The sequence below is a fragment of the Clostridium sp. HV4-5-A1G genome (assembly GCF_900184915.1).
Lineage (GTDB): Bacteria > Bacillota > Clostridia > Clostridiales > Clostridiaceae > Clostridium_B > Clostridium_B aromativorans.
Genome location: NZ_FXYI02000013.1, coordinates 23,978 through 33,332, shown reverse-complemented (window position 1 = coordinate 33,332; position 9,355 = coordinate 23,978). Strand labels below are relative to the sequence as shown.

The 9,355-nt window shown below is 36.6% G+C and carries 8 protein-coding genes; all 8 read left to right on the top strand.

Annotated elements, in window-relative coordinates:
• The first annotated feature begins 203 nt into the window (after positions 1 to 203).
• Complete coding sequence (locus tag J5G60_RS02950) at positions 204 to 1,427, top strand: 2-hydroxyacyl-CoA dehydratase subunit D (protein ID WP_150356460.1); 1,224 nt, start codon at positions 204 to 206, stop codon at positions 1,425 to 1,427.
• Positions 1,427 to 2,557: a 2-hydroxyacyl-CoA dehydratase subunit D gene (locus tag J5G60_RS02945; protein ID WP_150356461.1), complete on the top strand. Its 1,131-nt coding sequence runs from the start codon at positions 1,427 to 1,429 to the stop codon at positions 2,555 to 2,557. Before J5G60_RS02950 ends, J5G60_RS02945 begins: the two co-directional genes overlap by 1 nt.
• 27 nt (positions 2,558 to 2,584) lie before the next feature.
• Positions 2,585 to 3,352 carry an acyl-CoA dehydratase activase gene (locus tag J5G60_RS02940; protein ID WP_150356462.1) on the top strand — a complete coding sequence of 256 codons (768 nt, stop codon included), beginning with the start codon at positions 2,585 to 2,587 and terminating at the stop codon, positions 3,350 to 3,352.
• 76 nt (positions 3,353 to 3,428) lie between these two features.
• Positions 3,429 to 4,295 carry a 3-hydroxyacyl-CoA dehydrogenase family protein gene (locus J5G60_RS02935; protein WP_150356463.1) on the top strand — a complete coding sequence of 289 codons (867 nt, stop codon included), beginning with the start codon at positions 3,429 to 3,431 and terminating at the stop codon, positions 4,293 to 4,295.
• A gap of 41 nt (positions 4,296 to 4,336) precedes the next feature.
• The gene (locus tag J5G60_RS02930; protein ID WP_150356464.1) at positions 4,337 to 5,104 is read left to right on the top strand and encodes an enoyl-CoA hydratase/isomerase family protein; all 768 of its coding nucleotides are present in this window, start codon (positions 4,337 to 4,339) and stop codon (positions 5,102 to 5,104) included.
• 16 nt (positions 5,105 to 5,120) lie between these two features.
• Positions 5,121 to 6,296, top strand: coding sequence for a thiolase family protein (locus J5G60_RS02925; protein ID WP_150356465.1), 1,176 nt, complete (start codon positions 5,121 to 5,123; stop codon positions 6,294 to 6,296).
• A gap of 26 nt (positions 6,297 to 6,322) precedes the next feature.
• Positions 6,323 to 7,681 carry an acetyl-CoA hydrolase/transferase family protein gene (locus J5G60_RS02920; protein WP_150356466.1) on the top strand — a complete coding sequence of 453 codons (1,359 nt, stop codon included), beginning with the start codon at positions 6,323 to 6,325 and terminating at the stop codon, positions 7,679 to 7,681.
• 164 nt (positions 7,682 to 7,845) lie between these two features.
• Positions 7,846 to 9,186: an MFS transporter gene (locus tag J5G60_RS02915; protein ID WP_150356467.1), complete on the top strand. Its 1,341-nt coding sequence runs from the start codon at positions 7,846 to 7,848 to the stop codon at positions 9,184 to 9,186.
• The last annotated feature ends 169 nt before the right edge of the window (positions 9,187 to 9,355 follow it).

Below are 9,355 nucleotides of genomic sequence, written 5' to 3'. Positions count from 1 at the left end.
CACTGCAGCATCAAAATATTTAATAAGAAAATTGAAATATATTATATAATTTAAAAAAATCTAAAAAATATAGATAACGGAGAATCTCCAACTCATAGATTCTTTGGCTTTTTTTGTGTATAAAATTTTATTGAAAAAAAGTTGGCACGTTAATTGCTTAAAGGTTTGGTGTAAATTAATATAGACTAAAAGGAGGTATTATCTTGGAAAATCAAAAGACATCAAAGCAATTGCTGGGAGAATTACTAGATAAACATTATGCAGATGCTTTTCAGGCAAAGGCAGATGGGAAAATAATCGCTTGGTCTACTTCTATTGCGCCTCAGGAGCTGTTAGAAACGATGGGAATTCACGTAGTTTATCCGGAAAATCATGCGGCTGCAATTGGAGCAAGAAAACATTCGCAGCAATTCATCAACTATTCAGAGGGAAATGGGTATTCAGCGGATATATGTTCTTATGCTAGGGTGAATCTTGCATATATGGATATACGGGAATGTGAAGCAGCAAATATTCCTTTACCAGATCTAATTTTCTGCTGCAATAATATTTGCAATACAGTAATTAAATGGTATGAAAATATTGCTAAGGAATTAAAAATTCCAATGATTCTATTTGATTTGCCCTTTAATCATCAATATGAAGTTAATGACCAAAACGTTAAATATATTAAAGGCCAAATACTTCATGCAATTGAGAAGCTTGAAGAAATTACTGGAGAAAAATTTGACTATGATCGATTTTCTGAAGTAATGAAAATTTCCTCAGAGACCTCACAATGGTGGAAAAAAGCATCACTGTTGGCTAGGGCAAAGCCATCCCCATTAAATGGGTTTGATCTTTTTAATTATATGGCAATTATCGTATGCATGAGAGGAACAAAAGAAGGCTTAAAATTATTTAAGCTGTGGCATGATGAACTGAAAGAAAAAATGGAAAGAGGAATTGGACCTTGGAAGGATAGGGAGGAGAAATATAGGGTGATGTGGGATGGCATCGCATGTTGGCCATATTTAAGTGCTACTTACAAGGTTTTAAAAAAGTATGGAATTAATATGGTGACCTCCACTTATCCAGATTCTTGGCATATTGTATATGATGCAGGCGATATCGATTCAATGGCGAGGGCATACAGTTCAAATTATGCTAATAGAAATATTGATTTTGGAGTGGATAATATAAAAAAATTAGTGAGGGATTTTAGTCTTCATGGGATTATATACCATTCAAATAGAAGCTGTAAGCTCATGGATTTTAGACAGTTCGAAGTGCAGAGAAGAGTAGAAGCAGCTACGGGAATCCCTTCCGTAATGTTTGATGGAGATCAGACAGATCCAAGAGCGTTTTCACTTGCACAATATGAAACAAGAATTCAGGCATTGGTTGAAATGATGGAAACTAGAAAGAAGAATGGGGGGACAAGATAATGAGCAGTGCTCTTGACATGATAAATGAATTGGAGGACATTGGAGCAAATCCAAGTCGTTCTACATTAAAAGAAATGAAAGTGACAGGAAAAAAAGCCGTTGGATGCTTCCCTATCTATACGCCAGATGAAATCGTTTATGCAGCAGGCTTGCTTCCAATTGGAATGTGGGGCGGACAGACTATTGGAAAATTATCAAGTCATTATTTGCAGAGCTTCTGCTGTTCCACTATGAAAGCAAATACAGAACAGGCATTAATGGGTAAATATGACTTCTTATCAGCAGTTATTATCCCAACTTTTTGTGACACATTAAAGTGTATTGCAGAAAATTGGAAGATTTCATCACCCCAACTCAACATTATTCCTATGGTTTATCCCCAAAATAGGAAGATAAAAGTGGGAAAAGAATTCATGCGGGAAGAGTTTATAAGAGTAAAAAAAGCGCTTGAAAAGGTTGCAGGAGAGGAAATAACAGAGAAAGCATTAGAGGAGAGCGTTGAAATTTATGATGATTATAGAAAAACAATGCAAGAATTTGTAGAACTTGTTCAACATTATCCAACTATGCTTAATGCAGAGAGGAGACACTTAATCATAAAAGCATCGTATTTCATGGACAAGAAGATTTATACAACAAAAATGAAAGAGCTAATTAAAGCAATAAAGGAATTGCCGGAGGAAAAAAGCAGGAAGAAAAAAATAATTATAACGGGTTTGATTAGTGAACCGACCGAATTACTGGAAATATTCACAGATAATGATATGTTCATCGTAGCAGATGATTTAGCGCACGAATCCAGGCAGTTTAGAACAATTGCTCCTAAAAAAGGAGATGCGCTTAATAGAATGGTAGAAAGAATTGCACTTCAGGATGGATGTGCATTCTTACATGACGAAGCAAAGAGCAGAGGACAGATGCTGATAGATATGAGAAATAAATATAAAGCCGATGCTGTTGTAGTATGCCAGCTAAAATTTTGTGACCCGGAGGAGTTTGATTATCCTATTATAAAGAAAGAGCTAGAAGCAGCAAAAATACCGACTTTATATGTAGAAATAGAACAGCAAATGGATTCCCTAGAGCAATTGAGAACCAGGATACAGAGCTTTGCTGAAATGCTTGCATAGAATGCAAATTTGAGAAGGGGTATTGGTATGTATTTAGGAGTGGATATAGGTTCATCATCTTCAGAAGCAGTGGTTATCAATGCTGATGGAGTTATATGTGGAGAAGGAATTTTCAATATGGGGACAGGCAGTAAGGGACCTCAGCTATCTGCAGAAAAAGCGTTGATGCAGGCAGGTATCAAAAGAGAAGACATCAAAAAGTGTGTAGTAACAGGTTATGGAAGAATGATGTATAAAAGTGCAGATAAGCAGATTACAGAAATAAGCTGCCATGCAAAAGGATCAAAGTTTTTATGCCCTACTGTAAGTACAATTATTGATATTGGAGGGCAGGATGCCAAAGTGATTCGAGTTTCGATGAATGGCAATGTTGAGAACTTTGTTATGAATGAAAAGTGCGCAGCTGGAACAGGCAGATTTTTAGAAGTAATAGCAAGGGTATTAGGCTGTCGTATAAGTGAACTGGCAAGCTTAGCAGCAAAGGGTAAGCCAGGAGTAGCAATCAGTAGCACCTGTACGGTTTTCGCGGAATCAGAGGTTATTTCTCAACTTGCATCAGGAAAAAGCATAGAGGATGTCGCTCTAGGAGCGCATAAATCTATTGCACAACGAATTGCAGGCTTGTGTAATAGAGTTGGGGTTGTGGAAGATGTGGTTATGACGGGTGGAGTTGCATTAAATAATAGTGCAGTAACAGCAGTAGAAAATGAGATTGATCATCCAATTATAAGACTTGAAGATCCTCAGATCATAGGTGCTTTAGGTGCAGCAATTTATGCTTTAGAAATAGACTAAGAAGTAAGTAATATGGATAGCACGAAATATAAAAAAATATTACAGGGATAAAAGCCTGTTAGAAATGGAGAAAAAGATGAATATTAAGAAAGTTGCAGTTGTAGGTGCAGGTACGATGGGAGTCCAAATTGCAATGCATGTGGCTATTTCAGGATATAAAGTGAGTTGTTATGGTATAAAAAATGAAACAATTGATGAAAAGAAAAAAGCGGAAGCTTTTTCAAATGACTGGTTTTTTAAAAAGATAACCAAGGGGAAAATGACTGAGGAAGCAGTGGCAGAGAGCAAGAGTAACTTAAAATTTACAACGGATCTTGCCGAAGCTGTGAAGGATGCAGATCTGGTTATCGAAGCGGTGGCAGAAATTTTGGATGTAAAGAGATCGGTGCTTAAACAGGTTGATGAACTGACTCCTGAACATACTATTTTTGCTACTAACAGCTCTTATATAGTAAGCTCCAAGCTCTGTGATGTAGTGGCGCATCCTGATAAGGTTCTGAACTTGCACTTTTTTAATCCGGCTCTCGTAATGAAACTGGTTGAGGTTGTAAAAGGTCCTCATTGCAGTAGGGAAACCGTTGAAACTATGGTTAAATTTGTAGAATCTATCAATAAGATTCCTGCCATTGTAAATAAAGAAATTTACGGTTTTATCGTAAACCGTATTTTCAGTGCAATTACCAAGGAGGCCTGCTACATATATGATCAGGGCGTTGCTTCCTTTGAAGATATTGACAAAGCAGTAAAGTATGGATTGTCACATCCCATGGGTCCCTTTGAATTGCTTGACATGACAGGAATTGATCTTGAATTTAATGTTCTGACTGAGAAATATAAAATGACAGGGAACCCGTCTGATAAACCAAGTCCGGCAATTGTGGAAAGATATGCCAGAGGAGAATATGGAAGAAAGGCAAAAAAAGGTTTTTATCAATACAAGTAGAACAAGCTAATTTATACAAATAAGTAGATGGGAGGGCAGCTATGAAAAATTTATCATTTGAAATGATTGGTAGGATAGGAGTAGTCAGGATAAACAGGCCTAGGGCACTTAATGCATTAAATAAGCCGACAGTAGAGGAATTAGATGAGCTCATTGAAAAGATTAAGAAGGATTCGGAAATTAAAGTGTTGATTATCGGGAGTGATAATAATTTTGCAGCGGGTGCGGATATTAAGGGAATGGTTAACTGTAATGTAGAAGAAGCCAAAGATTTTTCATTTTCTAAGACATTTCAGAAGATATATAATTTAGAAATTCCTACGATAGCGGCAATAGATGGATATGCTTTAGGAGGTGGCTTAGAACTTGCATTAGCATGTGATTTTAGAATTGCTTCAACAAATGCAAAAGTTGGATTTCCAGAAATCAATTTGGGAATTATGCCAGGTGCAGGGGGTACGATAAGAGCACCAAGGCTGCTTGGCGTATCTAGAGCAAAGGAATTAATATTCTTTGGTGAGATGATAAGTGCCGATAGGGCAGAGCAAATGGGATTGGTAAATAAAATAGTGGAACAGGAGAAACTTATGGAGGTGGTTATGGAATGGGCGGAAAAACTCTGCAAAAAACCACCGGTGGCACTAAGGGTTGCAAAAAAAACCATAGATGCTGGGATATCAGAACCAAAACTGAATTATGCAATAAAAATGGAGTATGAGAATTGGGCAGATTTATTTAATACAGAAGATCAAAAAGAAGGTATGAGAGCCTTTATTGAAAAAAGACAACCAATTTATCAAGGTAAATAAGAAGGGGGAATAATAATTGAGAAATGTAGTAATTGTAGCAGGATGTAGAACACCAATTGGAACAATAGGAGGGCAATTTAAAACAATTACTTCTCTGGATCTATCCATGCCTGTTATGAAACAGCTTATAAGGAGATCAGGAATTGATCCAAAACTAATTGATGATGTTATCTGGGGCTGTAACTACCAGAGAACGTATAAGGAAAACAATCTAGCTAGAGTAGCGGCAGTTAAGGCTGGCCTTCCTGTTACTGTTCCAGGTATAACTGTTCATAGAAATTGTACTTCATCTATGTCATCAATACAAATAGGTTATCACCAGATTAAGGCCGGAGAAGCTGACTGTATTATGGCAGGAGGGGCAGATAGCATGAGCACAGCACCTCATATGATGTTTGATGCAAGATATGGGAAAAAGTTTGGACATAGCGAGCTCAGGGATTCTATGTGGGACTCATTAACAAACCTGGGAATTGGTCCTGCTATGGGCATTACAGCAGAAAATGTTGCAGAAAAATATGGTGTGACAAGGCAAGATCAAGACGAATATGCACTATTAAGTCAACAAAGAGCAATAGCTGCAATTGATGCTGGAAAGTTCAAGGATGAGATCATTCCGATAACTGTCTCTGGGAAAAAAGGGGATAGCACTTATGATACAGATGAATACCCAAGAAGAAATGTGACATTAGAAGGGCTGGCAAAATTAAAACCAGTTTTCAAAGAGGGCGGTACAGTAACTGCTGGAAATTCATCAGGTATGAATGATGCAGCATCAGGAGTACTTTTGGTCGAAGAAGAAAAAGCTAAAGAATTAGAGCTGCCTATTTTAGCAAGAATTGTATCTGTTGCAACTACTGGAGTGGATCCACAAATAATGGGTATCGCCCCGATTAGTTCTTCTCGGAAAGCACTTAAAAAAGCAGGGCTAAAAATTGAAGATATCGATTTGTTTGAAATTAATGAAGCTTTTGCAGCACAGTGCGTGGCTTGTGAAAGAACGCTGGGGATTAAGCGTGAAATTCTCAATGTAAATGGTGGTGGAATTTCACTTGGACATCCAGTAGGCGCCACAGGAAGCAGGCTTGTAATTACACTAATCTATGAGATGAGAAAAAGAGGTAATCACTATGGACTTGCATCTCTTTGTGCAGGTGGGGGAATGGGAACAGCAGTAATAGTAGAAATATAATATTATAAATAAGGTGGGATGAATTTATGTACAAAATGAATGAACTATCAACAGAATATAAGAAGAAATTAGTATCGGCAGATGAAGCTGTAAAAGTGATTAAATCAGGGGACAGAGTTCATTATGGACTTTTCAACGGGCTTGTCTTTGATCTTGACCGTGCTTTAGCTAAAAGAGTTGGGGAGCTTAAGGACGTACTTGTAATGACCTCTATATGGTCTTATCCCGATCCACCTCAAATCTTGGTTGCGGATCCAGAATCAAAACATATTAAATACTTAAGTACCCAATTCAGTGCTTTAGACAGAAAAGCTAATAAGAAGGGTAATTGTTGGTTTGTACCTGTGCAGTTTAGAGAGAATCCAAAGTATTGGAGTGAAAATGTAGGTGACATAAATGTTGCAATGTTTCAAGTAGCACCTATGGACAAATATGGTAATTTTAATTTTGGACCTCAGGTAGCTGACTATCAGGGAATCCTTAAAAAAGCGAAAGTTGTTATCGTAGAAGTAAATGAAAAACAGCCAATAGCCCATGGTTATCAAAATACGGTAAATCTTTCACAAATTGATTATGTTGTAGAAGGGACAAATCCGGATTTGCCTATTATTAAAGCGAAAACACCGAGTGAAGTAGATAAAAAAATTGGATCATATATAGTTGAAAAAATTAAAAGCGGAAGTACGCTGCAGCTTGGTGTAGGAGGGCTTCCAAATTATATAGGCGCAATGATTGCAAAGTCAGATATAAATAATTTAAGTGTACATTCAGAAATGTTTGTTGATGCATATCTGAACTTGTATAAGGAAGGAAAAATTACAAGTAATAAAAATATTGACAAAGGCAAGATGGTCTATACTTTTGCACAGGGTTCAAAGGAACTCTATGAATTTATTGATGATAATCCTATTTTATGTGCAGCTCCTGTTGATTACGTCAATGCATTAGAAGTAATTGCGGCTAATGATCAAGTCGTTTCAATCAATAGCTGCTTGCAGGTAGACTTATTTGGACAAGTTAATTCCGAATCAGCAGGTTTGCAGCATATTGGTGGAACAGGAGGACAGCTTGACTTTGTAATGGGCGCATTTAAATCAAAAGGAGGTCAAAGTTTTCTTTGCACGCCGTCAAGAAGAAAAAAGAAAGATGGAAGCATTGAATCACTTATTAAGCCAAGATTGGCCGAAGGTTCAATTGTCAGTGTACCTAGATCGGCCACACATTATGTTGTAACTGAATATGGGGCTGTTAATTTAAAGGGAAAGTCAACTTGGGAAAGAAGTGAACTTTTAATTTCCATTGCTCATCCCGATTATAGAGAACAGTTGATTAAAGAAGCCGAGAGAATGGGAATCTGGACAAACACTAGCAAAATTTCTTATTAATTTAAAATAAAAAATCATCTATACTGATTTTTTATAATTTTAACTTGCACTGGAATTCTCCCTTTTCTTTGTTTTTGAGTTGGCAATTAAGAAATCTACAATTATTGGGAGAATTCTTGTAAATATATAAAAAAATCAATAAAAATTAAAAGGAGTGTATAATTATGAACAAAATTGGAATCCTTATGGATTCTGACCTTGAAAAACGTACTGTAAGTAGGATCAAAAAACATATTCTTCCGTTTATGCTTATACTCTACATCATATGTTATATTGATCGTTCTAATTTCAGTTATGCAGCATTGACGATGAATAAAGAGCTGGGAATTAGTTCGGCAGCCTTTGGGTTACTTTCGAGTCTGTTCTTTATTGGATACGTTATCTTTGAAGTACCAAGCAATGTCATGCTTCACAAAGTGGGAGCCAGAAAATGGATTTGCCGTATATTGGTTTCCTGGGGTATCGTTAGTTTTATTACCATGTTCGCTGACAACTTCGTTCACTTAGTTGCTATCCGTATATTGCTTGGAATTGCTGAAGCTGGTTTCTTCCCTGGAATAGTTTATTATTTGTCCTATTGGTTCCCTGAAAAGGAGCGTGCAAAAGCAATTTCGTTTTTCATGCTTGCCATACCTATTTCATCGGTAATTGGATCCCCTATTTCTACATGGGTTATGCAGAACGTACAGTGGATGGGACTTTCCGGGTGGAGATGGATGTTCTGTATTGAAGCCATTCCTGCTATTGTAGCTGGAGTTGTAACGATATTTTATCTGGTAGATGATATAGATAAAGCAAAATGGCTTCAATCAGATGAAAAAGCCTGGCTTAAAGCAGAACTTCAAAGAGAAATAGATGCTAATAAAGATAAGATGAAATCTGAGCAGATGAGCATCAAAGATACTTTTAAGTATCCTATAATCTGGCAGTTAACTTTCGTATATTTCTGTTACGTTCTCGGTGGTAACGTTCTTATGTTATGGTTGCCGCAGATTGTAAAGGGTTTAGCGCAAAGCTTATCTTTGACTTCTATAGGAGTCTTTATTACAATTCCGTATACAATCGCTGCTATTACTATGTATGTATGGGGACGCCATTCTGATATCCATAATGAAAGACGCTGGCATACAGCAATAATGCTATTGATTTCCACTGGTGGTTTTATAATGATTTTAGCAAGCAGTAATGTTATCTTGAGATTTGTAGCGCTTATTATTACCATACTTGGTTTATATGGTGGATACCCATGTTTCTGGGCTATGCCTACAGTATTCCTGGCTGAAGAAGCTGCAGCAGTTGGTCTTGCTATTATTAACGCTTTTGCCAGCTTTGGTGGATTTATTTCCAATAATGTAGTTGGGATCTTAATGGGTCGCTATGGAGTGAATTCCGTATTCATTTTTCTTATGATATTTAGTATATTAGGTTTCTTTGTGACAATTAAACTGCCTAAGGAGAAAGTTAAATCTATACGTTCTAATGTTAATGATAGGCAGGGGGCTTAAATAAGTAAAATGTTTTTTAGACAAAAAATAAAAGAGGTTAATCCGCAATTACCTTGTAAGGAAATCTGTTATTCATACTAAAGACTTTATATAATTAACATTGAGAAAGCAAATATAGAAAGGAGCTTTAGTATGAACACTATAATTTTAGATTAATTGAAGTTAAATT

What these genes read in the sequence shown, in the direction of transcription:
- J5G60_RS02945 (WP_150356461.1), top strand. Translation starts at nt 1,427, where the DNA reads ATGAGCAGTGCTCTTGACATGATAAATGAATTGGAGGACATTGGAGCA.
- J5G60_RS02940 (WP_150356462.1), top strand. Translation starts at nt 2,585, where the DNA reads ATGTATTTAGGAGTGGATATAGGTTCATCATCTTCAGAAGCAGTGGTT.
- J5G60_RS02935 (WP_150356463.1), top strand. Translation starts at nt 3,429, where the DNA reads ATGAATATTAAGAAAGTTGCAGTTGTAGGTGCAGGTACGATGGGAGTC.
- J5G60_RS02930 (WP_150356464.1), top strand. Translation starts at nt 4,337, where the DNA reads ATGAAAAATTTATCATTTGAAATGATTGGTAGGATAGGAGTAGTCAGG.
- J5G60_RS02920 (WP_150356466.1), top strand. Translation starts at nt 6,323, where the DNA reads ATGTACAAAATGAATGAACTATCAACAGAATATAAGAAGAAATTAGTA.
- J5G60_RS02915 (WP_150356467.1), top strand. Translation starts at nt 7,846, where the DNA reads ATGAACAAAATTGGAATCCTTATGGATTCTGACCTTGAAAAACGTACT.